The following is a 26647-nucleotide window of genomic DNA, read 5'->3' on the forward strand; positions in this document are numbered from 1 at the left end:
GGAAGATTTAAAACCGAAGTTTTATTTAACTCTCTGAGTAGTTCGTGCCTCGCTATGCGTTGGCCTTTCCCGTCTCAGTGGGGTCGCATTATAGGGAGCGGCGGATTTTACGCAAGCGTTATTTGCATAAAATAGTAATTAAAATTAAGCCCCAAGCAAGCGCACATGATAAGCACAAGTTACCCACAAAAGCCTGTTGATAACTCTTGTTTTTACATAGCTAAACCATACTAAAGCTATTAATTAAAACCTTAAAAATGCAAAAAGCACCTTATGTAGGTGCTTCTCAAAAGTAATAGTTATTAGAATCTAGGGTCTGTTTATCTTTCAAGGTTAAATTTGCAGCAGCCTATTTGGTATTCAGGCAAGGCAGAGCCTATGTAGTGTGGTTACTCCCCATAAATAGGCGATAACGTAGCATTAATGCCAAACAGGCGCTGCCCAAAGGGTTCTTCCTAGGGGCTATTTACTCTTTGTTACTCGGTTTTTACTTATTCTTACATGGATGTAAGCCAGTAGGGTAACGCAGGAGCAGTTACCGAGCCCACTAGGTTACAAATCTCGCGCCGCGATTAAACAACCCCTAGTTTGAACAAATTTTAATCCGCAAAGAGCAACAGACCCTAGTATAAAATACTATATAACTTGCGACGATACTTAGCTGCGAGTGCGTCGCCATCAGGTAAAGAGGCAATAATGGCTAAAAAGCTTGGTTTTGCTTCGTTGAAATTCAGATCTTTTTGCAGCACTGTAAATAGTATATCCAATGCATCTTCTTTTCTGCCTGCTTCATTGAGTAAAATACTGAGCTCTTCTTTTAATTCTAGGTCATTTGGGTACTTTTCTACTTGTTGTTGCTTTTCTTTAATCTCTGGTGAATCTTTTGCTTCAAGCGCGGCTTCGCATTTTGCTTTTATATTATTAAAGTAAGCATCTTGCTCTTGTGCATCTATTGTATTTATAAGCGCTTGCGCTTCATCTACTTTGTGAATTTGAATACATATGTCTGCTAGCACTAATTTGATACGTGCATTCCCGCTGTCTATTTCATAAGCTTGCTTTGCATAATTAAATGCAGCATTTAAATCTGACTTTAATAACGCTTGCTTTGCTTGTTCTAACAGTAAGTCTTGTTGCGCAGGTAAATGCTTTGCTAGGGCTTCGCGTATTTGTACTTCGCTTTGAACACCTGCAAGTAAATCTACTGGTGCAGAGTCTTTTAATAATACAAGCGTAGGCAGTGTTTGAAGACCAACTTGTTGCGCAAGTTGAGAAGCGAGTGCTTGCTCTGCATCGCAATCTAGGTTTGCTACTACTATATGGCTTGCATATTCTGCTGCTACTTTATCTAAAATTGCAGCCTGTCCGATGCAGTCAGGACTTTGAGGAGAGAAAAAGTTAAGCAACACCAATTTTTGTTGTGATGTTTCACCGAGTACTTGTTGAAGGTTTTGCGCATTAATACTAACTATGTTGCTCATTGAATTGATTGCCATATTCGTCTATTTAGGTTTTTATATGGTGGTGAACATAATAATTACAAGTCATATACCTAAATCACTCGGTATACATATTCAACAATAAGGGAAAATATGAAATTAACTTACCTAAGTGCAATACTTTTATTAGCAAGCCCATTAGTACAAGCAAATGGACTCGATCTGAATTTAAGCAAAGCCATGCCAGCTATTGAAAAGTTTTACCTCGATTTACACCAATCCCCAGAGCTCTCTTATCACGAACAAGAAACAGGTAAAAAGATAGCAGATAGATTAACTCAGCTGGGTTTTAAAGTAACAAGTAATGTAGGTGGCTTTGGTGTAGTTGGTATTTATAAAAATGGTGAGGGGCCGACAGTAATGATCCGTACTGATACCGATGGCTTACCTATAATAGAGCAGACAGGAAAGTCCTATGCCTCAAAAGTTAAAGTAACAGACGAGCACGGTGCAAAAGTAGGTGTAATGCACGGCTGTGGCCACGATATCCACATGAGTTCTTTTATTGGAACTGCAGAGCAGTTAATTACTCATAAAAAACAGTGGCAAGGTACATTAATGATGATTGCACAGCCTGCAGAAGAAGTAGGTGGGGGTGCTAAAGCGATGCTAAGCGAAGGACTATTTAGTAAATATGCAAAACCTGATCATATAATTGCTTTACATGTAAGCGCTAGCGTCCCCGCTGGTAAGATATCAATGAAAAATGAATACACTATGGCAAGTGTAGATTCTGTCGATATTACAATTAAAGGTAAAGGTGGTCATGGTGCTTATCCGCATACAACTATAGACCCAGTGGTTATAGCTTCACGCACTGTACTTGCTCTACAAACAATCACAAGCCGAGAGCTTTCACCGCTTGAGCCTTCTGTTATTACAGTGGGGTCTATTCATGGTGGTTCAAAACATAATGTGATTTCGGATGAAGTAAAATTACAACTCACTCTCAGAAGCTATAACCCCGATGTAAGAAGCGCTCAAATAGCTGCTATCAAACGTATTACAGCTGGGATAGCACAAAGCGCTGGATTGGATGAATCAAACTACCCTGTAGTATATGTACATGAAGATGAATCGATTCCATCTACTTATAATAACCCTGCACAAACAGACATTGTTAGAAACTCTATTGCCAGCGCAATTGGCGATACTAATGTACTTGAAACACAAGCTGTAATGGCGGGTGAAGATTTTGGCCTATACGGACGCACCGATGAAAATATCCCTATTACCCTTTTTTGGCTAGGAGGCGTAAACCAAGCACAATATGCAGATTCGATAAAAACAGGTGAGGTACTCCCTTCCCTACACTCTAGTAAATTCGCACCTGATTATAAAGTTGCTATTCCTACCGGAATAAAAGCAATGAGTAACGCTGCTGTTGCCTTATTTAATAAATAACCTGAGTTCAGGTTAAGTAATACCAATTCAACATTAAGCAATATGGTTTAATAAAATGGCTCTGTTGCTAGGGCATGTTGACCTTTATGGATTGAAATTTGTTCAATCTAGGGGCTATTTAATCGCGGCGCGAGGTGTGTAACTTAGTGGGCTAAGTAAAAACCGAGCAACAAAGAGTAAATAGCCCCTAGGCAGAACCCTTCGGGCAGCGCATGTTTGGCATTTATGCTGCTTTATCGCCTATTTATGGGGGAATAACCACACTACATAGGCTATGCCTTGCCCAAATACCAAACATACTGCTGCAAATTCAACCATGAATGGTCAACACGCCCTAACTAGCAACAGAGCTTTTTTTATAACTCGACTTTTTAAAGGTCGCTTTTCCACCTCGTTTAGCAAAACGTTTTTTAGGTGAGGTTTTTGGTAACTTCGCAAATGCATTGCTATCGCAGTTTGCTGCTAATTGAACAAACCCATTTAGGTCAGCAAGTAAAGGCTGTAAAAATTGCTGATAACTCATTGCCTGCTGTGCAATATCACCTAAGCTCGACTCCCACTTTGCGGTTAAATCAGGACTCGCTAAACCTTGTGGTAATACGCTAATAAGAGCAAGTCCCGTTTCGGTCGCTCTAATTGACTTACCTTCACGTTTTAAAAAACGCCGCTTAAATAGCAACTCGATTATTCCCGCACGTGTTGCCTCCGTACCTAAACCATCAGTGTCTTTTAATACTTTTTTAATTTGTGGATCTTTAACATAACGGCTAATGCCCGTCATCGCAGCCAATAATGTGGCATCGGTAAAATAAGCAGGGGGTGATGTATGCTTTTCGACTACTTCGCCTTTATCGCAAAAAAGAGGCATACCTTTTGTTAAAGGAGGTAGCAAGGCTTCATCTTTTAATTCAGATTTACCCATTAACACCTTAAAACCCAAGCTTACATCTTGCTTTGCATTTGCCTTAAAAAGCCCACCAGCAATAATTACCTCAGCTTTAGTTTCGTTATATATATAGTCGGGATAAAACTGAATTAAGTAATGACGGCTTATTAATTGATATACCTTTGCTTCGTCACCGCTCAAACTCGCTGACTTTAACTGTTTAGCCGTAGGCACAATGGCATGATGGGCAGCCACTTTTGAATCGTTAAAACATTTACTACGCTTTTTTACATCAGCCCCGTTTACTAATTCACTGCTTTGCCCACCATTAGCACTTATTGCCTTAAAAATAGCAGATGCTTCTTGATGGTGATCTTTGGGTAAATAACGATTATCTGAGCGTGGGTAAGTAATTAGTTTATGACGTTCGTAAAGTATTTGGCAAATATCCAATACTTTTTGAGCTGGCATACCAAATGCTTTAGCGGCATCTATTTGCAGAGCAGATAAATTATAAGGTAATGGAGCACTTTGCTTTTTTTGTTTTTGGTCGAGTGAAGTAAGCTCAGCACTTTGCTTTGTAATGCGTGAAGCAACATTTTCTGCAAGAGCTTTGTTAAGTATTCGCCCTTCTTCATCTTGATGTGGCTCACATGCTTTGCTTGGAACCCACTTAGCTATGAATGGTTGATTATCTGGAGTAAACAAATGCGCCAATACATCGTAAAAAGGCTTAGATACAAAATTCGCTATTTCGTTATCTCTATTAACAACAAGACCTAAAATAGGGGTTTGAACCCGCCCTACCGAAAGCACATTACCAAATCCTGCTTTTTGCCCAGCTAATGTATATGCACGCGTTAAATTCATACCAAATAACCAATCCGCACGAGAGCGCGCTAAAGCAGATACACTTAACGGAATAAAATCTCGATTAGAACGCATAACGCCCAGTGATTTTTTTACCGCAGATAAATTTAAATCACTAATGAGTAAACGTTGCGTACTTTGCTTTTTAGCCTGACTTATTTTAGCTTCTTCTATTACTTGGTCAACCAGAAGCTGGCCTTCGCGGTCTGGATCGCCAGCATGAATAAGTTGCGAAGCTTGTTTAATTAATTTTTTTAAAACAGTGAGCTGTTTGCGAGTTTTGGTTTTGGCTTTTAACTTCCACTGCTCAGGTATTATAGGTAAGTGATCAAACTGCCACTTTTTAAAGCGCTCATCATAATCATCAGGCTCTGCTTGTTCTAGCAAATGCCCAATACACCACGAGACACAATCACCGTTAGCAACTTCTATATAGCCATCGTGTTTTTTATGTGGTTTTGGTAACGCATCAGCAATAGCGCGTCCAAGTGAAGGTTTTTCTGCAATGTAGAGTTTCATAGCTTGCTCACCACTGTTTATATAAACAGTAGTCTAGCACATTAGTTTAAAGCTATAAATTTTATTGTTCGTTTGATGCAATATTGCGCTTGTTACTTAAGAAATAAACTAGCGGTAGGTAACAAACAACAACGGTACCAATATTAATGAAAGGCAATAAGGTTTTATAAATATATGTACTATAAGAAAGATCCCATAGATGGCGATCAACCAACCTAAATAGCTGTAAAATAGGGGCACTTATAACAACTAGTTGACCGATAACACACTGCCACAAATAAATTTTGTCTTTTATTCCTAAATAGGCGATCAAAGCCATCCAAGCAAGATCATTAAATGCCCAAATAACGTAACGATATATATAAGTACTGCTATCGAACTCTTTTAAATAGTCGTTGATCAACGCTCCATAAAAAAAAAATACAGCAGTAACCAACACAAAGCGTAATGCAAGGTGATCTTTGCGTAGGTAAAACACAAAAATAGCAGGGCTTAATATAAAAACCCAGCTACTCTCGAGTAACCTAGAAATACTTTCAAACCATTCAGGCAAAATATTACACTCAGCCTATTTTTTATCAGGTTCTTTATCATCATTATCGTCATTACCACCGCCATTACCTGGCATATAACTAAATTTATCGATATTCTTCATGGCTGACTCCGTTACATTTGTTATTGAAAGCTTACTTTATGATAAATAAACGTATTTGCCAAGTAAAGTTACCTAACATCAATAGGTGCTGACTCTTTTGCCTTACCTTGTAAAATAGAAATCTCTACACGCCTGTTACGACGGCGGTCTTCATCTGTATCATTTGGTACAAGAGGTCTTGTTTCAGCTCGCCCAACAACCATCATCCGAGTTTTGTCAAAGCCTTGTACTTTTTGTAATTCACTTGCAACAGCCACAGCACGTTTAGATGATAAATCCCAATTATTAACATACAGTTCATTCGACACCTGAAAATCATCGGTATGCCCTGAAACTGTAATCTCTCCTGGCACATCTTTTAAAAGAACACCGATATCTTGAATTATAGGTTTAAACTTAGGTTGTAAAAATGCACTACCTGAAGGAAAGGAACCGTTTTCTCTAATACGAATAATTATTTGCTGCCCTAAAGACTCAAGCTCTATTGCACCATCAATAATTTGCTTTTCAAGCTGCTGCGCGATTTTTTTAACAAGCTCGTTTGTTTGTTCTTGATCCGCTGCTGAAATAGCCTGCTCTGAAGATTTTTCCTGCGAAGTGCTCCGAGACTCACCACCACGTTTATCACCTCGTTGTTCTTGCCTGCCGCCAGCTGAACTTTCATCACCGGCTTGAAATTCAAGCATTTGCTGAGTCATTTCTACGGTTTGCTGCTGAATAGTTTCAATTGGTGTAGGTTCTGGTTTACCTGGCGTAAACTCCATTGCAATAACCGAGGTACCTTTGGGAATATCTTTTACTTCTATTTTGTTTTGTACACCGAAAGCAAACTTCATCGAGCCTGCTATTTGTTTAAATTTAAGTACATCCATTTCAGAAAATGCAAGCAAGAGTACAAAAAAGCACATCAGTAAAGACATTAAGTCGGCAAAGGTTCCCATCCAAGCAGGTAAACCAGGAGGAGGACATTTACACTCTTGCTCAGACATGGTTACTCCTCAGTATCAACTTTACGTTTTGATTCAGCTAAGTAGTTCTTCAAAATACCTTCAATCACTTTTGGATTTTGACCATCTTGGATACCTAAAACTGCATCTAAAATCAAACGTTGATTCATCGCCTCTTCGTCTTTACGAAGTTCCAATTTAACTTGAATAGGGATAGCCACTACGTTTGCTAAAAAGGCACCGTATAAGGTAGTTAATAGTGCAACAGCCATTGAAGGACCAATTGATTTTGGATCGTCCATATTCGATAACATAGCAACTAAACCAATAAGCGTACCAATCATACCCATTGCAGGAGCAATATCGGCCATCGCTTTAAATAAGCCTGCGCCCATTTCATGTCGTGTTGAAGTTAAAGTGATATCTTTTTGTAAGGTCGCTCTAACAACGTCAGCATCGTGACCATCAACTAGCATATCTACACCTTTACGCATAAATTGATTTGGTATTTCAGCTTCCTCAAGCGCCAGAAAACCGCCCTTTCGAGCTGAATCTGCAAGTTCAACCGCTTTTTCAATTAACTCTTCCGGCGATTCAATTTTAAACATAAAAGCTTTAGCGGCAACTTTACCTATCCCAAAAAATTGTCCCATGGTGTAATTAGATAAAACTATAAATATAGAGCCACCAAATACAATTACCACTGAAGGGGTATTGTAAAACATGGCCATTTCACCACTACTACTCATAAACATGGACATGACAATTAAGCCAATTGCGCCAAGGATCCCTATTATGGTTGCTAAATCCACATTACCTCCAGAGGTTTCATGCACTAAGGCCTTATTGTAAAACTTTTATTATTAACTGCTTATCGGCAACATGCTAAATTGCTTGAGTCATATATGAAAATAAACATAAAAAACAATTCCAGGATTATTTTTAAACAAAGTTACAATGTTAATATAACGATTAATCATTTAAATGATATCAGTATGACCGTAATTAAGGCTTTATTAATCCACATAAAGTAACATTTAGCCGTAATAGAAGAAAAAAACATATCATTCTTTGACCTAGTTTAGCATTCCCCCTAAAATTGGCTCCTAAATTTATCAAGTAAGCTGAAATAAGATGGCGACTAAAAAACCTGAAAACTTAAGTTTCGAACAAGCACTAGAAGAATTATCAATAATTGTTAGTGATATGGAACAAGGTGATTTATCGCTTGAGCAGTCATTGAAGCAGTTTGAACGCGGTATTGCTCTAGCTAACGCTTCATCTGGTAAACTCAAGCAAGCAGAACAAAAGGTATCTATTTTAATGGGTAATGGCGATAAATCAGTACTTACAAACTTTGATAATGATATGGAATAGCGGTGAGCATTAAAGAACATATTGAACGTGCTCAAATAGACGTTGCATCAGCACTAAACCTTTATTTTGAACAAGCACTTGATAGTGATAGAGCAATAAAAGAAGCAACTCATTACAGTTTGTTTAATGGTGGAAAAAGGCTGCGCCCATTTTTAGTCTACGCAACAGGCAAAATATTAGGGGCAGACAAAAAAGATTTAGATATATTAGCAGCAGCTATTGAATGCATACACAGTTACTCGCTAGTACATGATGACTTACCTGCTATGGATGACGACGATCTGCGTCGTGGTCGACCAACTTGTCATATAGTTTATGGTGAAGCCCAAGCAATTTTAGCCGGCGATGCTCTTCAAACTTTAGCTTTTGAACTAATTGCTAAACATAGTTTTAACTGCTCTGCTCAAACACAGGTAAAAATGATAGCGGCACTCGCCCACGCATCAGGCCTTGAAGGAATGGTTTCAGGTCAAGGTTTAGATATTGCAGCCACTGATAAAATAATTACAGTACAAGAACTTGAGCGAATACATAAGCTAAAAACTGGCGCACTTATTAATTGCGCAATTACACTTGGTGCACTGTGCAGCGAAAATGTTGATGAACAAACCTTAGAAAACTTAAGCGTTTTTGGGTATGCTATAGGGCTTGCATTTCAAGTACACGACGACATTTTAGATGTTGAAGGCGATACGGTTACTTTAGGTAAACCACAAGGCTCCGATATTGCCGCGAATAAAGCGACATACCCTGCGTTATTAGGTATGCTAGGCGCTAAAGAAAAGGCACAAAACTTAATACAACAAGCCCATGAAGCGTTGGCAAATATAGATGCAGACACCACACTTCTTGCATCGCTGGCAAATTACCTAATTGAGCGTGACCACTAATTATTACTCACACGTATTGCAATTAACACTGACATTATTACTCAACATTAATTATTCGTAAAAGCTTTGGATTAATTAATGTTAGCGAAGGATATATATAAAACCATGACACTTGATAGTAGCAAGTATCCATTACTTAATTTGGTTGACGAGCCAGCCCAATTGCGTGATTTAGCGCAAGATAAACTCCCTGCATTTAGCAATGAGCTGCGCGATTATTTACTCAACTCAGTATCGCAAAGTAGCGGTCATCTAGCGTCTGGTTTAGGGACGGTTGAACTAACCGTTGCGCTGCATTATGTTTATAACACTCCAGACGATCGCCTAGTTTGGGATGTGGGTCATCAAGCTTATCCACATAAAATCCTTACAGGTCGTCGCGACCAAATGCACACTATTCGCCAAAAAGACGGTTTACACCCTTTTCCTTTTCGCGATGAAAGCCAATACGATACGTTTAGCGTAGGTCATTCAAGCACCTCTATTTCAGCTGCCTTAGGTATGTCTATTGCCGCCCAAAAAGAAGGCAAAGGTCGAAAATCTGTAGCCATTATTGGTGACGGAGCAATAACCGCAGGCATGGCATTTGAAGCGATGAATCATTTAGGTGATGTAAAATCAGACATGCTTATTATTTTAAATGATAACGAAATGTCGATTTCTGAAAATGTTGGCGCCTTAACAAATCACTTTGCCCGAATTTTATCGGGTAGCTTTTACACTAACATTCGTGAAGGTAGCAAAAAGTTACTCTCAGGCGTGCCTCCGGTAAAGCAACTTGCCAGTAAAATGGAAGAGCATATTAAAGGCATGATGATCCCAGGTACCTTCTTTGAAGAATTAGGCCTAAATTACATCGGCCCAATTGATGGTCACGATGTAAACATGCTTGTAGATACATTACGTAATATGCGTAATTTAAAAGGTCCGCAACTTTTACATATAAAAACGCAAAAAGGTAAGGGTTATAAACCAGCTGAAGCCGATCCGATTGGCTATCATGGCGTACCAAAATTTGACCCAAGCACAACTAGCTTACCTAAATCTAAACCTAGTGCAGCTACTTTTTCAAAAGTATTTGGCGATTGGTTATGCGATATGGCAGAGCAAGACAGCAATTTAATGGCGATTACGCCAGCAATGCGCGAAGGCTCAGGTATGGTGCGTTTTTCTAAAGAATTCCCTGGCCAGTATTTTGATGTGGCCATTGCAGAGCAGCATGCTGTTACTTTAGCTGCTGGTTTTGCCTGTGAAGGTTTAAAGCCTGTTGTGGCTATTTACTCAAGCTTTTTACAACGTGCATATGACCAATTAATACATGATGTTGCACTGCAAAACTTACCTGTATTATTTGCCATTGACCGGGCAGGCATTGTTGGAGCCGATGGTGAAACTCACCAAGGTGCGTACGATTTAAGCTTTATGCGCTGTATTCCAAATATGGTCATTATGGCACCAAGCGACACTAACGAGTGTCGCCAAATGCTATACACCGGTTATAAAGCAAACTGCCCTGTTGCAGTTCGTTATCCTCGAGGTAGCGCAGGTACTGCAGACATTGAAAGCACTATGCAATTGCTTGAAATAGGCAAAGCAAATACGGTTAAACAAGGCAGAAAGATTGCCATTTTATCATTCGGTACATTACTTGAAAACGCACAGCTTGCAGCTAACGAATTAGATGCAACGCTTGTTAATATGCGTTTTATTAAACCACTTGATACTGCACTTTTAAATGAGCTTGCTACTAGCCACGATGTAATTGTTACGCTTGAAGATAACGCGATTGCTGGCGGTGCCGGCTCTGCAGTTAACGAATACCTGGCAACGCAAAAAGCTGATATTAATATCCTTAACTTAGGTATTCCTGATGAGTTTATTAAACACGGCACGCAAGATGAAATGCACGATGAAATGGGATTAGGCGAGCAAGGAATACTAACCGCGATTAAAACGTTTATTAATTAACTTCTATACATTTAAATGTAGAGCACATTAAAAAAGGAGCCTAGGCTCCTTTTTTAATGTCAAATATTACCCATCAGCTGATCAGCGCATCCACACTTTAATATCAGCTAGGCCATTACTTTGTAAAATACCTAATTGTTGGTCAACGTTAGAGTTTTGCTCAAACTCAAATGCATCAAGCTGATCATCAAATGTAATGTTTGCAACACCATCGCCACCACGCTTTTTAACTTGGTGCAGTGCAATATCAGCTAAGTTAATAGATGTCTCCCAACTGATTACTTGCCCACCTAAAAGTGGTAACGGGTAGAAAGACCAACCAATTGACGCCATAATATTAGTACTTTTTCCATTCGGAAGCTGGAATGAATACTCTGCAACAGCTTGGCACAGCTCCGAAGCATAGCTATCTATTTTATTACATTTAAAATCACGCAGTAGGAGTAAAAATTCATCGCCACTCCAACGCGCTACGTAGTCGGATCCTTGTGTGCGAGAGTTAAGTAATGCTGCCATTTGCTGCAAACAGCTATCACCCGCTATTGGGCCATATGCATCGTTAATTCGACTAAAGTTATCAAAGTTGATTATTAGTAAAACAAGTGACTTACCCTGAGCTTGCAGCGATTGAGAATTACGTTGAAAGTGTTCGATATCTTTAGGCAATTGATCGAACAAAAATCGACGACTACGAAGCCCCGTAAGCTCGTCTGAATGACTTACTAGCTTGAGCTGTGAATTCACTTGATTAAGCTTATCATTAGCTTGACGTAACTCTAATGTACGTTCGGTGATCAATCCCTCGAGTGCTTCTTGCTTTCTGCGCTCTTGTGCTCTAAATACCCAAAAAACCAAGTAAAAAAACAAAATGAAGCCACTGGTGATCAACAATCTAAAATAAATAGTTTCATCAAAGCGCTCTGGCACAATAAAGCCGTATTCAGCTTCTTGTGCTTTACTCCAATCTTCACCTTGTCGCTTTGCTTCAAGCTGAAATAAAAACGACCCTGCCGGTAAGTTAGTATAAATAGCTTCTCTACGTGTATTTGCATAACGCCAATCGCTATCTAAGCCACTTAGCTTATACCTAAATTCAATGCTGTTTGGTGCATAATAATCTATAGCCGTGTAGGTAAGCGTTATATCTCGCTCATCAGTTTCTAATGATGGTTTTTGACCTAAGGCTGCAGTTGTTAAATTACGCAATGGTGTGGTAATTGTTTCTACTTTTGGCTTCAATGACAACACGCCAAATAGCTCTACGTTTTTAGGGATCTCTACAATCCCTTGCAAACTAGGATACCAAATTGAACTGCCAATATTAGCAACTGCGTCATGGCCTAACCCACTACAACACTGATTAGCTTTACCATCGAGTTGACGATCAAATGAAGAAATAACTTCCTCTACTTTTAAGCTTTTAATATCTGCTTTGAATTGATCTACAGGCATCCTATAAACGCCTTTCATGGTGCTAACCCAAACATGTTTTAGCTTTTCATCGTATTCGAGGCTAAAAATTGATCCATATGGTAGACCATTAGCCGCATCAAGTTGACGCCATTGCCCTTGGGTACTTCTATAAAAAAGCCCATCGTTAAGAGAACCAATTAAAATACCTACACCATCAATATGCAGTACACTTGTTACATAAGCACTTTCTAAAGACGTTTGATCACCAATTTTTTCAATGCCACGCTCGGTAAAGTAATAGGCGCCTTTACTTGTACCTATCACACCAAAATTAGTTTTATCCAATACGTAAGTAATAAACTTACTACCTAAAAATGCATTATACGCAAACGGCGTTAGCCCCGCATAACCAAGACGATATAACCCCCGTCCAGTGCCAATCCAAAAACCACCTTTGCTTGAACGGCTTATAGCAAATACAGGGTTATCACGTAGCGCACGCCCTGGAACGGTATAAAGTGTATTATTCTCATAAACAAATAAACCTCTTCCTGTGGCTATATAGAGTCGCTCACCATCAAACTGTAAGTCATGGACTGACGATCGACTGTATTTACTACTAGGGATCAGATTTATAAAGCTTTTACTTAAATCAAAGTAACCAATACCACTTTTGTTAGCGACCCATAATTTACCATCAGGTGCTTGGCTTATTGCCATAACGGCCTCAGTCATCTCAGATACAGCTGAATGTCGTTCAACCCGCCCTTCATGCGCAAGCCATAAGCCTTCACTAAAGCTTGCTAGCCATACATTATTTTTATCATCACGAAAAATATCTGCAAACCAAATACTTTGATCTAGCTGGCTTGGCTCAACCCATTGCCATTCGCCTGACTTATCTCTAAATAATAAACGCCCGTAAGTTGAAACCCATAATCCACCATTGGTATCACTCATAAACTTATAAACAGCTGAATTATTAGCATTGGGTAAAGGAAATGGCCTTAGCTCATCATCTAAATCTAGAAAATATGCACCTAGTTCTGAAGCCAAGTATAAATTGCCGTTCAAAAATGATAAATCATGCACAATAGTTTGCGCTAAACGCTCTGGTAGCGATATTTTTGCAGTGAGCTCTAAACGTAATTTAGAAAAATCGGAGGCGTTTTTAGTAAGGCGTAACAAATGACGGTCATTAACCAGCCAAATACCTTCCGGAGAAAGTGCCATTTGACTAACTGAGCCGACAATTTGGGTGATTACTGTCGCATTGACAATAGGTAGTTGACCGCTAGCGTGAGTTTGCAAGTCAACTTGCCCTCTATCAACATAATACAAACCATTTGCTGCAATCCAGATACTACCTTTAGAATCTTCTAAAATATCCCTTACAGGGCCTTTAATATTAAATTCTTGTGCTGCAAATGTTGCCGGGTTAATTACAACTAATCCGCTTTTAGTACCTATCCACAATAACCCGTTCGAATCGATTAAAAGTTTATTAATACCATTACTTGGTAAAAAAGAACTATTTTGGGTACTATAATTAGTAAATGTTGTTCCATCAAAACGGCTTAACCCAAACTGAGTACCCAGCCACATATAACCTTGCTGATCTTGCACTACACTTTTGAGTGATTGTGACGGCAAACCGTCTTTTATATTCCATTGCTTAACGACATAATCAGTAATTGAGGCCCAGCTTGGCGTCGCGCACAACATCAGTACACAAACCAGTAAAAATCGCATCATATTGCTGCCACCTAGTTAAACAATTCAAATATAAAAATTAAAAGGGTAGTAAACCCACTTTTATTAACGCTTGCAAACAAATAAGCGAAAAAATACCAGCCAATATATCATCAGCCATAATACCTAAACCGCCATGTACTCGTTTATCTAGCATACGTATTGGGCCTGGTTTTGCTATATCAAAAAAGCGAAATAACAAAAAGCCAACTAATAAACTCTGCCAGCTAAGCGCTGCGCCAATCATGGTAATGTAATAGCCAGCTACTTCATCCCATACAATTGCAGGATGGTCATGCACGCCTAAATCATCAGCCGTTTTACCACATGCCCATATACCAAATATACTGATCACTACAGCAAACACAATTTGTAACCATAATGGATAGTACATTGTCATAAAAATAAATGGCAGTGCAGCAAAAGTACCAAATGTACCAGGCGCTTTAGGCGCAAGGCCTGTGCCAAACCCTAAACCAAAAAATTGGTGCGGACGCTTTAAATTAAACTTGCGGTTATTATTCAAACCTGCTCCTTTGCAAAATGCTCAAAGCCATGCTGCTCAAAATTAAACTCTTCACCATTGTATAAAAGCTCAATTTGGCCATCACCACTTTTAACTTGTCCTATACATACGGCATCTACACCATATTGACGTAGTTTTAAATCCAACATCCCTTTATTACTATCAGGAACAGTAAATAACAATTCGTAGTCATCGCCGTAGCTAAGAATAAACGGTAATTGCTGATCAAAATCAAGGCTCGATTTCATCGCATCTGATGTAGGAATACTTTCAACATTAATAACAGCACTTACTTGCGACATATCTAGAATATGGCCTAAATCAGCAATAAGACCGTCAGATACATCAATAGCCGATGATGCAAGTCCGCGTAAAACTTGGCCAGCTGCTACGCGAGGTGTTGGATAATCGAAACGTTTATTAACATATTTTAAATGTTCAGGCTCTATTTTAAAACCTTGCTTGCGCGATTCAATAGCTAAACCTGCATCCCCTAAAGGACCTGTAACATAAATCCAATCCCCCACTTTAGCACCACTTCTGCGCAGAGCTTTCCCCTCAGGTACCGTTCCTTTTGCACAAATAGTAATAGTTAATGGCCCTTGAGTCGTATCGCCACCAATAATTTGTACATTAAAGTATTCTGCAATTTCATGCATACCTTCAGTAAATTCTTCAATCCACTGCGGATCTATACTTGGCAATGTGAGTGCAACCGAAACCCATGTTGGTTCAGCGCCCATTGCAGCTAAATCACTTAAATTCACAGCGAGTGCTCTATGACCGAGTGCGCGAGGGGAAATATCATCAAAAAAGTGCACGCCAGCAACAAGAGTGTCTGTTGTAACGGCAAGTTGGCAATTTTGTGGAACAGAGACCAATGCGCAATCATCCCCTATTCCTAGGTTTACATCACGACGAGTGATACCGCGACCTTTAAAGTAGCGATTAATTAATTCAAATTCCTTCATACACAAAAAAGCCGACCTATGCCGGCTCTCCTTTTAACGGTTGTTTAACCAATCAATCTGAAATTTAAAATTCAGAGTGAATTGTTATTACTTGCGTAAATGCTTAACAGCTTTATCAAGTACACCGTTTACAAATTTATGGCTATCTTCAGCGCCAAAAATTTTGGCAAGCTCAATACCTTCGTTAATAGCAACTTTATAAGGTACGTCTTCACGGAACTTAAGCTCATAGCTGCTTAAACGTAAAATTGCACGCTCAACCATATCTAAGTCATTAAACGGACGTGTTAAATGTGGTGATACAGCTTCGTCTAGTTGCTTATAATTTACAGCAACACCCGTCGCTAAATCTTTAAAGTATTCAACATCAATTTTAGTAACGTCTGTTTCGATCAACATTTGTTGTTCGATATCGGCAATTAAATTGCCACTTATTTGCCAAGAATAAACGGCTTGGAGTGCTAAGATACGTGCTTTACGTCTTGCTGCTGGTTTCACAAAAATTCCTTAAACTTAAATTTTATCTAACACATTAACCATTTCAAGCGCGCCTAAAGCAGCTTCGCCGCCTTTATTGCCCATTTTGGTGCCAGCACGCTCAATTGCTTGTTCAATGCTTTCTGTGGTTAATACGCCAAATGCAACCGGGATATCATACTCAAGTGATACTTGCGCAAGACCTTTGTTTGATTCGCCAGCAACTAGGTCAAAGTGTGGTGTACCACCTCTGATCACTACGCCTAATGCGATGATTGCATCATACTCTTTTTTTGCTGCAACGCGTTTAGCCGCTAAAGGTAATTCTACCGCGCCTGGTACATAAATAACGGTAATGTCGTCATCAGATACGCCACCTGTGCGTTTTAGCTCATCAACAGCACCTGCAAGGAGGCTGCTACCAATAAAGTCATTAAAACGAGAAATGACAATGGCAAACTTTTTGCCTGGAGCGTACTTATTACCTTCAATAATTTTCATTTGATAACCCTAAAAATAAGTTCAAGCGGTTGCGATTGCGCAAAAATTGCTGCGCATCATACCATAAAAATAAAATAATAGCCTAGTTTAAGCGTGATGCTTATTGTGGCTCAATGTAATCAACAACTTCTAAATGAAAGCCCGAAAGTGCATGGTACTTTTTAGGACGACTCATTAATCGCATTTGTTTAATTCCAAGATCGGCAAGTATTTGCGAGCCTACGCCAACAGTACGAGATGTACCTTTGAATTTACGTGGCGTAACGCTTTCGCCAGCATCAGCTGCCGCGAATGCTTTTACTGTTGCTTCTAATTCTTCAGTGCTTTCTTGCTTACCTAAAATAACTAAAGCACCTTCATTTTTAGCGATATAAGCCATTGCTTCAGAAAGGCCCCAACTACGGTCAGCACTTCTGTCCGAAAGTAGGATATCGTTAAAGGTACTTTGCAAATGTACACGTACATTTGTCGGTTCTTGCTCTTTTATATCGCCTTTAAGCAATACGTAATGTAATTGGCCGTCAATTGTGTCTTTGTAAGTCACCAAATCAAACTCACCATGCTCTGTTGGTAACTTACATTTTGCTACTTGCTCAATTGTTGTTTCGTTTAAGTTGCGGTATTCGATTAAATCAGCAATGGTGCCAATTTTAATATCGTGCTCTTTCGCAAAGACTTCTAAATCAGGGCGACGCGCCATGGTGCCATCAGCATTAAGTATTTCAACAATAACAGATGATGCTTCAAGCCCAGCCAAACGCGCTAAATCACAGCCAGCTTCGGTGTGTCCTGCGCGAGTGAGTACACCACCAGGTTGTGCCATAATAGGAAAAATATGCCCCGGCTGCACAATATCACTTGGTATTGCACCTTTAGCTATCGCAGCTTGCACTGTGCGCGCTCTATCTGCTGCTGAAATACCGGTTGTAACACCTTTTGATGCTTCTATCGACATTGTAAAGTTAGTCGAAAATGCTGCACCATTGTTTTTAACCATCAACGGTAAATCAAGTTGCTCGCAACGCTCTTGCGTCATGGTTAAACAAATTAAACCACGGCCATGGGTAGCCATGAAATTAATCGCTTCTGCGCTAATATGCTCAGCAGCTATTATTAAATCGCCTTCATTTTCTCTATCTTCATCATCCATTAAAATAACCATTTTACCGGCTTTAATATCGTCGATGATTTCTTGTGCGCTGTGTAAATTCATAAATTTGCTCGTGTAAGTTATCAGTTTCGTTATTTAATAAAACCCGCTTTAGCGAGTAAGCTCATCGAAATATCAGAGCCCGTTGGTTGCTCTGCACCTTTTATAAGGCGCTCTAAATAACGTGCAATTTGATCGACTTCTAAATTAACTTGAGTGCCTACTTTAAAATAAGCAATTGTGGTTTGCTCACTCGTATGTGGGACAATTGTTAATTTGAATTTATTACCTTCTACAGCGTTTACTGTCAGGCTTATACCATCAATACATACCGAACCTTTGTAAGGAATGTATTTCATTAAATTTTCTTCGGTTGTAAGCCAATACTCTGTTGCTCGAGCGTTTGCTGTAATGCTTGTAATCGTTGCTATGCCATCAACATGGCCAGATACTAAATGACCGCCTAAACGCGAAACAGGTTGCATGGCTTTTTCAAGATTCACCGTTTGCCCTAAAGCATAGTGAGCAAAACCGGTTAAACCAATCGTCTCGTTAGATAAATCAGCACTAAAACCGTCAATATGTTTATCAACTACGGTTAAGCAAACGCCATTGGTTGCAATGCTGTCGCCTAGCTTTACGTCTTTCATATCAAGGTCAGCACTTTGGATACGAATGGCTAAGTCGCCTTGTTTTTTTTGTAATAAAGCAATTTTGCCTGTGGCTTCTATTATCCCAGTAAACATAGCGCTACTCTTTTTATTAAGTGATTTTAATGAGTTTTTTAACGCGGTGATACGTAAGTCGTCACCAATGCGCGCACATTCATTAAATGTTAAATCAACGGTGTTTTGCATACTCGTCAATTCAGGAAAATTAACTAAACTTTTTGCATCATGGCCCATTAGTTTAGGCGCCAAATAAAAAACAAACTCGTCAACTAAATTAAGCTCTGTCATTTTACCAGCAAGTGTTGCGCCAGCTTCAAGCCAAACATTATTAAACTGCAGTTGCCCAAGTTTTTCTAAAACGGCTTGTAAATCAACTTTACCGTTACTTTCACTGACTTCAATATGCTTTACAAAATGCGGCCATTGCAATGATTTATCAACCTTAATGGTAAATATAATTACATCACTTTGGATTTCAAATAAAGCAAGGTCAGGTGTTAAACGGTTTTGAGAGTCAATTATAACACGCACGGGCTGGCGAAGCGGCAAATCAGTAGGCAGTGTGCAAGGCAGCTCACTTAGTCGCACATTAAGTTTAGCATCATCGACTAACACGGTATCGGCACCGGTTAAAATAGCGCAGCTTTTCGCTCGGTATAATTGTACGTCTTGTCGAGCAGCAGGGCTTGTGATCCACTTACTTTGCCCATTTTTAAGGGCTGTTTTACCATCTATGCTTGCTGCCATTTTACAGGTCACATAAGGTAAGCCTTGTTCCATTCGCTTAAAAAAGCCAACGTTAAGTGCTCGCGCTTGTGATTCGAGTAACCCATAAGCAACGTCAATACCGGCATCGCTCAATATTTTAAGGCCTTTGCCAGCAACTTGTGGGTTTGTATCAACCATAGCGGCAATTACTTTTACTACGCCCGCCTTTTTTAAGCCTTCAGCGCACGGTGGCGTACGCCCATAATGACTACACGGTTCAAGCGTTACATAAGCCGTTGCACCTTGTGCATTATTACCCGCTATTGCCAGCGCATTTACTTCAGCATGGCCTTGACCTGCTAATTGATGAAAACCCTCACCAATTATTTGATTATTTTTAACTAATACACAGCCAACATTAGGGTTAGGCGTGGTAGTAAACCGGCCTTTTTTGGCAAGCTCTATGGCACGTGCCATATACATTTCATCATGTTCTGTAAAAGTAGTTTGGCTTTGCATTGTTACTCCCCTAAACGGGCAATTTCTTCGCCAAATTCGCGTATGTCTTCAAACGAACGATAAACAGAGGCAAATCTTACATACGCTACTTTATCGAGCTTTTTGAGGGCTTCCATAATGCATTCACCAACCAAATGGCTTGAAATTTCTCGCTCGCCTGTAGCACGCAACTGCGATTTTATTATATTCACTACTTCGTCTACTTGCTCTGTGCTCACTGGGCGTTTTTCGAGTGCGCGATTTAAGCCATTTAATAATTTATCTTCGTTAAATGGTTCGCGGCTGCCATCTTGTTTAATAACACGAGGCATAACCAGTTCAGCGCCTTCAAATGTAGTAAAGCGCTCGTGGCAGTCGTTGCACTCACGGCGCCTGCGAACTTGATGGCCTCCACCAACAAGGCGTGAGTCAATAACTTTAGTATCTTTTGCGGTACAAAATGGACAATGCATAGCTCGGTACTTCCGTTTTAAAACAAAAAAGACCGCTAAATAGCGGTCTTTTATCTTAGCAAAAATTAAGGTCTGTTGCTCTTTCAGGATTTAAATTTGTTTTATCTAGAGCCAATTTAATTGCACTGTGCGATTTATAATCGAATAAACTGAGTCAAAACCCAGCCACAAAGCAAAAACTACTTTTAGAGCCACTTCAAAAACAGCGCAAATTTAATCTCAAAAGATAAACAGCTCCCTAACTGTTGTGCTGTTAATTACTGTTGCTTATGCAATTAAGCGTATACAGGTAATTTTGCACAAATTGCTTTTACTTTTTCTTTAACTTGCGCCTGTACAGATTCATCAGTGATGTTATCTAGTACGTCACAAATCCATCCAGCAAGCTCTTTTGATTCTTCTTCTTTGAAACCACGACGAGTGATTGCAGGAGAACCAATACGCAAACCAGATGTTACAAACGGAGAACGTGGATCGTTTGGCACTGAGTTTTTATTAACTGTGATGTTAGCGTTACCAAGGGCTGCGTCTGCATCTTTACCAGTAATATCTTTATCGATTAAATCAAGTAGGAATAAGTGGTTTTCAGTTTTGTCAGATACGATTTTGTAGCCGCGCTCTTGCATTACAGCAACCATTGCTTTTGCGTTTTTAACAACTTGTGTTTGGTATACTTTAAATTCTGGTTGAAGCGCTTCTTTAAATGCCACGGCTTTTGCTGCAATAACATGACATAAAGGACCACCTTGGCCACCAGGGAAAACTGCGCTGTTAAGCTTTTTATAGATTGCTTCGTCGCCACATGCAGAGATAATTAAACCACCACGAGGACCAGCAAGTGTTTTATGCGTAGTTGTAGTTACAACATGTGCATGAGGAACTGGGCTTGGGTAAACGCCTGCCGCAATTAAACCTGCAACGTGAGCCATATCAACAAACAGATAAGCACCTACTTTGTCAGCAATTTCACGGAATTTAGCCCAATCAACAATACCTGAGTACGCTGAGAAACCACCAATAATCATTTTTGGTTTGTGCTCAAGTGCTAGTGCTTCAACTTGTGCGTAATCAATTTCGCCCGTTGCTTCATCTAGTCCGTATTGGATTGCATTGTAAAGCTTACCAGAGAAGCTTACGTGAGAACCGTGAGTTAAGTGACCACCATGAGCTAAGCTCATACCTAATACAGTATCGCCTGCTTCTAATAGCGCTAGAAAAACAGCAGCGTTTGCTTGCGAACCAGCATGTGGCTGTACGTTTGCGTAGTCAGAACCAAATAATTCGTTAGCACGGTCAATTGCTAATTGCTCAACAACATCTACATGCTCACAACCGCCATAATAACGTTTGCCTGGGTAACCTTCTGCGTATTTGTTAGTAAGCTGTGAACCCTGTGCTTCTAGTACACGTGGGCTACAGTAGTTTTCAGATGCAATTAGTTCAATGTGCTCTTCTTGGCGAGCAGTTTCTTTAGTGATTGCGTCAAATAACTCTGGATCAAAATCCGAAATATTCATGCTACGTTCTAACATTGGGGTCTCCTAGGGCAACGTGTATGGTGTTTTTTAGAGGCTTTATTGTACGCTTTAAACGACTCTTTGCCTACGCTCTTAAGTTGAGGATATTTAAACAGGGATTGAAACTATTTCACAGACTTTTTAAGATGATATTTTTTAATAAGTACATAACTATTTTAAATGCATTTCATTTTTCACATTTAATTAGCTAATGAAAGCCTCTCTTTTTTGAATTATAATTTATAAAAAAAGCGGCCATAGCCGCTTTAATTGTTATTTTTTATTATCCTAGCTTTGCAAGTATTTCTGTACGTAATGCGTCGTAATCGGCGTTTATATCGCTTGCTAGACATGGTTTTGCTAATGCATCGCTAAGTGGTTTTGGCATATCCAATTCAATATTTAAAATATCCTCCACGCTTTCTTTAAACTTAGCAGGGTGAGCGGTCGCTAAAAAGATACCCGCTGCACCAGGCGCTCGATTTTCAACAAGACCTTGGTACGCAATAGCAGTGTGAGGCTCTGCAACATAACCCGTTTGTTGAATTTTTTTCATCACCGATTGCGTGTCTTGCTCGTTTACGCTAGTTGAATAAAAGTTATCGTAGCTAAACCAGTTATTATCTAACATTGTTTGCACACGTGGCCAGTTGTTTGGCTTACTTACATCCATTGCATTTGAAAGCGACTCAAGTGTTGCGCTTGGCGTCCACGTTTTATCAAGCATAAAGCGCGGCACAGTATCATTTTGGTTGGTTGTTGCACTTAATTTACCTACAGGTAAGCCAATAACCGCACCAATCATTGCAGCACATACATTACCAAAGTTGCCACTTGGCACTGATATATGCGCTGTTGCGCGTTTTTCTTTTGGTAGTTGTGCAATGGCCTCAAAGTAATAACAAACCTGAGCAACTAAACGGCTAATATTAATTGAATTAGCAGAATTAAGCCCAAGTGTTGATTTAACTTCTTCATCTAAAAAGGCATTTTTAACTAACTCTTGGCAATCATCAAAGCTGCCCTCAACTGCATAACAATGAATATTGTTACCTAGCGTAGTAAATAGCTTTTGCTGAGCAAGTGAAATTTTGCCTTTAGGATATAAAATTACAACATCAATATTTGGCTTATTATAAAAAGCATGTGCAACGGCTGCACCAGTATCGCCCGATGTTGCGGTTAAAATAGTTACTTTTTCATCTTCATTAAATTGCGCCAAACACTCTGCCATAAAGCGGCCACCAAAGTCTTTAAACGCAAGCGTAGGACCATGAAACAACTCTAAGCAGTATGTATTCTCTTCAACTTCCACCAGCTTAACTGGAAAGTTAAATGCATTTTTAACCATTTGTGCCACAGTGTCGCTTGGTAGCTCATCACCAATTAGGTGAGATAATATTTTGCCACTGCGTGTTACAAAGTCCATATCAAGCAATGCATCAACATCGGACAGTGGGGCAAGGGTTTCAGGAAAAAACACACCTTGATTACGACCCAAACCTGTTTTTACGGCTTCAACGAACGACACTTTTTGTGAGCTATCTTTTAAATTATGTAATTGCATGACTACCTATCCTATAAAACTGTTAATTGACGCGTGCCGTCGTTATCTAATTTACAAATGTGGCAAAAGCCTTGCTCGTTAATGTAATTTGCCTCTAACCACTGCGCGCATTGCTGTGCAGCTTCAAGTGTTTTACATACACTAAACAAGGTGGGTCCTGCGCCCGAAATACTCACTATTTCAGCGCCCAGCGCTGGTAAGCTTGCTTTGGCTTCACTAAAGCCTTTAATAAGCGGTGCGCGGTAAGGTTCTGCTATTTCATCTTTCATTATGCTCAGCGCATCGTCAAAACGATTAGTTAACAGTAAGCTACTAAATGCCGATAAACGCTGTGCAAACTCAACACTTGCATGCATGCTCAACTCTTTTGGTAAAACCGAGCGCGCTTTTGCAGTGTTGAGTGAAAAACCAGGGAACGCAGCAACGTAGTACCAATTATCATCAACAGGCAGTGCAATCGATTTATCAGGGATTAAATCACCTGTTAATTGCAAACCACCTAAATAACATGGCGTGATGTTGTCGTAATGACGACCGCCGCTTACCACAGCTTCAAAGTCAGCCATAAGCTCAATAAGCTCAACCTGACTTAAGTTAGTTTGTGCAAACTTATCAAGAGCTGCAAAGGTAGCCACTACCGAACATGCACTAGAGCCAAGCCCAGATCCAATTGGTAAATTCTTTTTAAGCTCGAGCTTTACGCTTGGCATATTAGGCGCAACATGCGCTCTAAAATGCACTAAACACTGGTACGCTAAATTTTCATTAGCATCACTTGGTAACTTGTGAGCGTAGTCGCCAGTGCAAATAAATTCGTCACTTGGTGCTGCACTTACAATGGCTACATCGCCTAATAAACTGCCATCAATTGGCGCAAGCGCTGCGCCAAGTGCATCAAAACCCACTGCAAAATTACCAATAGACGCCGGAGCATATACTTCAATCATAACGAGCTCCTAGCGCGATAGTGTTTTTAAAATATCAGCAAATACACCCGCTGCTGTTACTTCAGAGCCTGCACCATAACCACGAATTACAAACGGACGTGGCTGGTAGTATTGACTTAAAATAGCCAGCGCGTTTTCGCCATCGCGAATTACATTAAGCGCATGTTTTTCATCAACAGCCTCAATACCTACTTTACAGTGACCTTCTTTAATTGTACCTACATAACGAAGTACCTTACCTTCGCTCGCAGCACTTTGAATGCGGTCATTAAAATCAGCATCTAGGCTTGGTAGTTTTGCCATAAACTCATCAACGCTATCACCTTGTGCAAAACCTTGTGGTAATACTGACTCAACTTCAATATCGCTTAGCTCCAACTTCATGCCGGCTTCGCGAGCAATGATCAATAACTTACGTGCTACATCGGTACCCGATAAATCATCACGAGGGTCTGGCTCAGTAAAACCGCTTTCTTTGGCTTTAATAGTTGCCTCAGAAAGTGATAAACCATCTTGAAGTGCGCCAAACATATACGAAAGTGAGCCTGATAAAATACCGCTAAACTCTAATAACTCATCACCGGCACCAAATAATGACTGCAAGTTATCGATAACTGGTAAGCCTGCACCAACATTTGTTTCGTATAAAAATTTACGATTATTCTTTTGTGTTGCCGCAATTAAATCTTGGTAATACGTGTATGAGCTTGTTGTTGCTTTTTTATTGGCAGCAACTACATGAAAACCTGCATTTAAAAAGTCTACATACTGCGCAGCAAGTGCATCTGAAGATGTACAATCTACTAATACCGGATTCACTAAGTGGTTTTGCTTAACAAATTGCTCTACTAACTTTAAATCAAATGCTTGCTCAGATGAGGCTAATTTTTGCTGCCAATCACTAAAAGCAATGCCTTCGTTATCAAGGTGTAATTGACGAGAGTTAGCAACACCGTACAAGTTGAGTTTAATATTACGCTTTTCAAGCCAAGCTTGTTGACGTTCAAGCTGATTAATAAGCTCTTGCCCTACTAAGCCACAACCTAGTAAAAACACATCAATTGACGGCACATGCGTGAAAAAGTTTTCATGGCATATTTTTACGGCGTCATTACACAACTCACCATCAATTACCGCAGAAATAGCACTTTCTGTAGAATCCTGTGCAATTGCCACAATATTTACTTGCGCTTGTGCAAGCGATGCAAAAAACTTAGCTGCTAAACCACGGTGTGCGCGCATGTTATCGCCCACTAAAGTAACAATGGCTAAATTGCGCTGCACTTGTACAGGCTCAATAAGCCCTGCTTGTAATTCAAGCTCAAATGCAGTTTGTAGCGCATCGAGTGCAAGTGCTAGGTCTGTTTCGTGCACACAAAAACTAATGCTAAATTCACATGATGATTGCGTGATCAATACAATTGATACGTTATCGTGAGCAAGCGCGTTAAATACCTTAGACGCCATGCCTACTTTACCTTTCATGCCAGGGCCTGAAACAGTTAACATTGCAAGGTCTTGTAAGCTAGAAAGCGCTTTTACGGGCTCATCAGATGAATAATCGTTACCAATTAATGAGCCTTGTGCGTCTGGGTTATGCGTATTTTTAATTTCACATGGCACGCCTGCTTTAGCACACGGTAAGATTGTTTTAGGGTGAAGTACTTTTGCACCAAAGTAAGAAAGCTCCATCGCTTCTTTATAAGATAAAAAATCTACTTTAGTGGCTTTTTTAATATAACGAGGATCAGCGCTATATACGCCATCAACGTCAGTCCAAATTTGGCAAATCTCAGCTTCTAAACATGCCGCAGCAATAGCTGCTGAGTAGTCTGAACCATTACGGCCAAGCGTTGTAAGCTCACCTTTATCATTACTCGCCGTAAAACCAGGCATGATATAAATAGTTGCAGGGTTTTCTTTAAGCACAGCTTGAAAGCGCGCTTTACTTGCCACTAAATCCGCTTCTGCATCAATGTAGCCACCCGTTGAAGCTATACAGCTTGTTGCTTCTAAGTATCTTGCATCTTGCGAGTTCAATAAAGCCTGCATTAAAGAAACACTAACGCGCTCTCCAAAGCTAATTACAAATGCGCGAACTTGATCAGGGCAACACTGTATAAGCGACACGCCATCTAATTTATTTTTAAGTTCCCTTAGGTCTGGCCAGCTTGTAACTACTACGCCACTTTTTTCAACGTCAGCTTTTAAGCCTTCACAACGGCTAGCTAATGCTTGCCATTGCTGCGAAAAATCTAAGCCTTGCTCTGCCTCACTTGCTAACGCAACTAATGAATCGGTCATTCCACCTGGAGCAGAAAGCACCAATAACATTTCATCTTTTAGCTGTGCTTTAACTAATTGAGCTACCTGCTGAAGGCAAGTAAAGTCGGCAAGCGACGAGCCTCCAAATTTTAAAACGCGCATTGTTTATGTTCCTCATCCCATAAAACGAAAAAAG

21 protein-coding genes and 1 pseudogene are annotated in these 26647 nt (G+C 39.9%); 4 read left to right on the plus strand and 18 right to left on the minus strand.

Features of this window, described 5'->3' with window-relative positions:
• Positions 1–623: 623 nt before the first annotated feature.
• Positions 624–1481 carry a tetratricopeptide repeat protein gene (locus P20495_RS05185; RefSeq protein WP_008137952.1) on the minus strand — a complete coding sequence of 286 codons (858 nt, stop codon included), beginning with the start codon at positions 1479–1481 and terminating at the stop codon, positions 624–626.
• 111 nt (positions 1482–1592) lie between these two features.
• Here P20495_RS05185 and P20495_RS05180 point away from each other — a divergent pair, with 111 nt between their 5' ends.
• Positions 1593–2903 (plus strand): M20 family metallopeptidase, encoded by a 1311-nt coding sequence (locus tag P20495_RS05180; protein ID WP_008137954.1) that lies wholly within the window; start codon positions 1593–1595, stop codon positions 2901–2903.
• A 334-nt stretch (positions 2904–3237) separates the two neighbouring features.
• Here P20495_RS05180 and P20495_RS05175 read toward each other — a convergent pair whose 3' ends face one another.
• The 4 genes from P20495_RS05175 to pomA form a co-directional block, all read right to left on the minus strand.
• Entirely contained in the window at positions 3238–5178 is a 1941-nt protein-coding gene (locus tag P20495_RS05175) for a DNA topoisomerase III (RefSeq protein WP_008137957.1), read from the minus strand.
• Between the two features lie 61 nt (positions 5179–5239).
• Positions 5240–5731, minus strand: a complete 492-nt coding sequence (locus P20495_RS05170) for a hypothetical protein (RefSeq protein WP_007377459.1) — start codon at positions 5729–5731, stop codon at positions 5240–5242.
• A gap of 170 nt (positions 5732–5901) precedes the next feature.
• Positions 5902–6822 carry a flagellar motor protein MotB gene (locus P20495_RS05165; protein WP_007377460.1) on the minus strand — a complete coding sequence of 307 codons (921 nt, stop codon included), beginning with the start codon at positions 6820–6822 and terminating at the stop codon, positions 5902–5904.
• A gap of 2 nt (positions 6823–6824) precedes the next feature.
• The gene (pomA, locus tag P20495_RS05160) at positions 6825–7592 is read right to left on the minus strand and encodes a flagellar motor protein PomA (protein ID WP_007377461.1); all 768 of its coding nucleotides are present in this window, start codon (positions 7590–7592) and stop codon (positions 6825–6827) included.
• A gap of 322 nt (positions 7593–7914) precedes the next feature.
• On the opposite strand from pomA, the gene P20495_RS05155 reads away from it, so the two are divergent.
• From P20495_RS05155 to dxs, 3 genes are all read left to right on the plus strand, one after another.
• Positions 7915–8157 (plus strand): exodeoxyribonuclease VII small subunit, encoded by a 243-nt coding sequence (locus tag P20495_RS05155; RefSeq protein WP_008137959.1) that lies wholly within the window; start codon positions 7915–7917, stop codon positions 8155–8157.
• A gap of 2 nt (positions 8158–8159) precedes the next feature.
• Entirely contained in the window at positions 8160–9047 is an 888-nt protein-coding gene (gene ispA, locus P20495_RS05150) for a (2E,6E)-farnesyl diphosphate synthase (RefSeq protein ID WP_007377463.1), read from the plus strand.
• Positions 9048–9152: 105 nt separating this feature from the next.
• Positions 9153–11015 carry a 1-deoxy-D-xylulose-5-phosphate synthase gene (gene dxs, locus P20495_RS05145; protein WP_008137960.1) on the plus strand — a complete coding sequence of 621 codons (1863 nt, stop codon included), beginning with the start codon at positions 9153–9155 and terminating at the stop codon, positions 11013–11015.
• 81 nt (positions 11016–11096) lie between these two features.
• Here dxs and P20495_RS05140 read toward each other — a convergent pair whose 3' ends face one another.
• The 13 genes and pseudogenes from P20495_RS05140 to thrA all read right to left on the minus strand — a co-directional run bounded on the left by P20495_RS05140 (position 11097) and on the right by thrA (position 26613).
• Positions 11097–14183 carry a ligand-binding sensor domain-containing diguanylate cyclase gene (locus P20495_RS05140; protein WP_008137963.1) on the minus strand — a complete coding sequence of 1029 codons (3087 nt, stop codon included), beginning with the start codon at positions 14181–14183 and terminating at the stop codon, positions 11097–11099.
• Between the two features lie 37 nt (positions 14184–14220).
• Positions 14221–14706, minus strand: coding sequence for a phosphatidylglycerophosphatase A (locus tag P20495_RS05135; protein ID WP_007377466.1), 486 nt, complete (start codon positions 14704–14706; stop codon positions 14221–14223).
• Positions 14703–15677 carry a thiamine-phosphate kinase gene (gene thiL, locus P20495_RS05130; protein ID WP_008137965.1) on the minus strand — a complete coding sequence of 325 codons (975 nt, stop codon included), beginning with the start codon at positions 15675–15677 and terminating at the stop codon, positions 14703–14705. Before thiL ends, P20495_RS05135 begins: the two co-directional genes overlap by 4 nt.
• Before the next feature lie 87 nt (positions 15678–15764).
• Positions 15765–16175: a transcription antitermination factor NusB gene (gene nusB, locus P20495_RS05125; RefSeq protein ID WP_007587129.1), complete on the minus strand. Its 411-nt coding sequence runs from the start codon at positions 16173–16175 to the stop codon at positions 15765–15767.
• A gap of 15 nt (positions 16176–16190) precedes the next feature.
• Positions 16191–16655, minus strand: coding sequence for a 6,7-dimethyl-8-ribityllumazine synthase (gene ribE / locus P20495_RS05120; RefSeq protein WP_002961753.1), 465 nt, complete (start codon positions 16653–16655; stop codon positions 16191–16193).
• Between the two features lie 100 nt (positions 16656–16755).
• Positions 16756–17868 carry a bifunctional 3,4-dihydroxy-2-butanone-4-phosphate synthase/GTP cyclohydrolase II gene (gene ribBA / locus P20495_RS05115; protein WP_007377468.1) on the minus strand — a complete coding sequence of 371 codons (1113 nt, stop codon included), beginning with the start codon at positions 17866–17868 and terminating at the stop codon, positions 16756–16758.
• Between the two features lie 29 nt (positions 17869–17897).
• The gene (locus tag P20495_RS21690; protein WP_083829699.1) at positions 17898–18551 is read right to left on the minus strand and encodes a riboflavin synthase; all 654 of its coding nucleotides are present in this window, start codon (positions 18549–18551) and stop codon (positions 17898–17900) included.
• 30 nt (positions 18552–18581) lie between these two features.
• Positions 18582–19703, minus strand: a pseudogene (gene ribD / locus P20495_RS20885) (bifunctional diaminohydroxyphosphoribosylaminopyrimidine deaminase/5-amino-6-(5-phosphoribosylamino)uracil reductase RibD); the annotation flags it as partial.
• A gap of 2 nt (positions 19704–19705) precedes the next feature.
• Positions 19706–20155, minus strand: a complete 450-nt coding sequence (nrdR, locus tag P20495_RS05110; protein WP_002961761.1) for a transcriptional regulator NrdR — start codon at positions 20153–20155, stop codon at positions 19706–19708.
• A 275-nt stretch (positions 20156–20430) separates the two neighbouring features.
• Positions 20431–21687: a serine hydroxymethyltransferase gene (gene glyA, locus P20495_RS05105; RefSeq protein ID WP_008137971.1), complete on the minus strand. Its 1257-nt coding sequence runs from the start codon at positions 21685–21687 to the stop codon at positions 20431–20433.
• Positions 21688–21955: 268 nt separating this feature from the next.
• On the minus strand, positions 21956–23239 hold the full coding sequence (gene thrC / locus P20495_RS05100) for a threonine synthase (RefSeq protein WP_008137973.1): 1284 nt from the start codon (positions 23237–23239) through the stop codon (positions 21956–21958).
• Between the two features lie 11 nt (positions 23240–23250).
• A complete protein-coding gene (gene thrB / locus P20495_RS05095; protein WP_008137976.1) occupies positions 23251–24186 on the minus strand; it encodes a homoserine kinase in 936 nt (311 codons plus the stop codon).
• 9 nt (positions 24187–24195) lie between these two features.
• On the minus strand, positions 24196–26613 hold the full coding sequence (gene thrA, locus P20495_RS05090) for a bifunctional aspartate kinase/homoserine dehydrogenase I (RefSeq protein ID WP_008137978.1): 2418 nt from the start codon (positions 26611–26613) through the stop codon (positions 24196–24198).
• Positions 26614–26647 lie beyond the last annotated feature (34 nt).

The sequence above is a fragment of the Pseudoalteromonas sp. BSi20495 genome (genome assembly GCF_000241185.1).
Lineage (GTDB): Bacteria > Pseudomonadota > Gammaproteobacteria > Enterobacterales > Alteromonadaceae > Pseudoalteromonas > Pseudoalteromonas fuliginea.

Coding starts and splice junctions, on each gene's coding strand:
- P20495_RS05185 (WP_008137952.1), bottom strand. CDS start 1,481: ATGAGCAACATAGTTAGTATTAATGCGCAAAACCTTCAACAAGTACTC.
- P20495_RS05180 (WP_008137954.1), top strand. CDS start 1,593: ATGAAATTAACTTACCTAAGTGCAATACTTTTATTAGCAAGCCCATTA.
- P20495_RS05175 (WP_008137957.1), bottom strand. CDS start 5,178: ATGAAACTCTACATTGCAGAAAAACCTTCACTTGGACGCGCTATTGCT.
- P20495_RS05165 (WP_007377460.1), bottom strand. CDS start 6,822: ATGTCTGAGCAAGAGTGTAAATGTCCTCCTCCTGGTTTACCTGCTTGG.
- P20495_RS05155 (WP_008137959.1), top strand. CDS start 7,915: ATGGCGACTAAAAAACCTGAAAACTTAAGTTTCGAACAAGCACTAGAA.
- dxs (WP_008137960.1), top strand. CDS start 9,153: ATGACACTTGATAGTAGCAAGTATCCATTACTTAATTTGGTTGACGAG.
- P20495_RS05140 (WP_008137963.1), bottom strand. CDS start 14,183: ATGATGCGATTTTTACTGGTTTGTGTACTGATGTTGTGCGCGACGCCA.
- thiL (WP_008137965.1), bottom strand. CDS start 15,677: ATGAAGGAATTTGAATTAATTAATCGCTACTTTAAAGGTCGCGGTATC.
- ribE (WP_002961753.1), bottom strand. CDS start 16,655: ATGAAAATTATTGAAGGTAATAAGTACGCTCCAGGCAAAAAGTTTGCC.
- ribBA (WP_007377468.1), bottom strand. CDS start 17,868: ATGAATTTACACAGCGCACAAGAAATCATCGACGATATTAAAGCCGGT.
- P20495_RS21690 (WP_083829699.1), bottom strand. CDS start 18,551: ATGTTTACTGGGATAATAGAAGCCACAGGCAAAATTGCTTTATTACAA.
- nrdR (WP_002961761.1), bottom strand. CDS start 20,155: ATGCATTGTCCATTTTGTACCGCAAAAGATACTAAAGTTATTGACTCA.
- glyA (WP_008137971.1), bottom strand. CDS start 21,687: ATGTTAGAACGTAGCATGAATATTTCGGATTTTGATCCAGAGTTATTT.
- thrC (WP_008137973.1), bottom strand. CDS start 23,239: ATGCAATTACATAATTTAAAAGATAGCTCACAAAAAGTGTCGTTCGTT.
- thrB (WP_008137976.1), bottom strand. CDS start 24,186: ATGATTGAAGTATATGCTCCGGCGTCTATTGGTAATTTTGCAGTGGGT.
- thrA (WP_008137978.1), bottom strand. CDS start 26,613: ATGCGCGTTTTAAAATTTGGAGGCTCGTCGCTTGCCGACTTTACTTGC.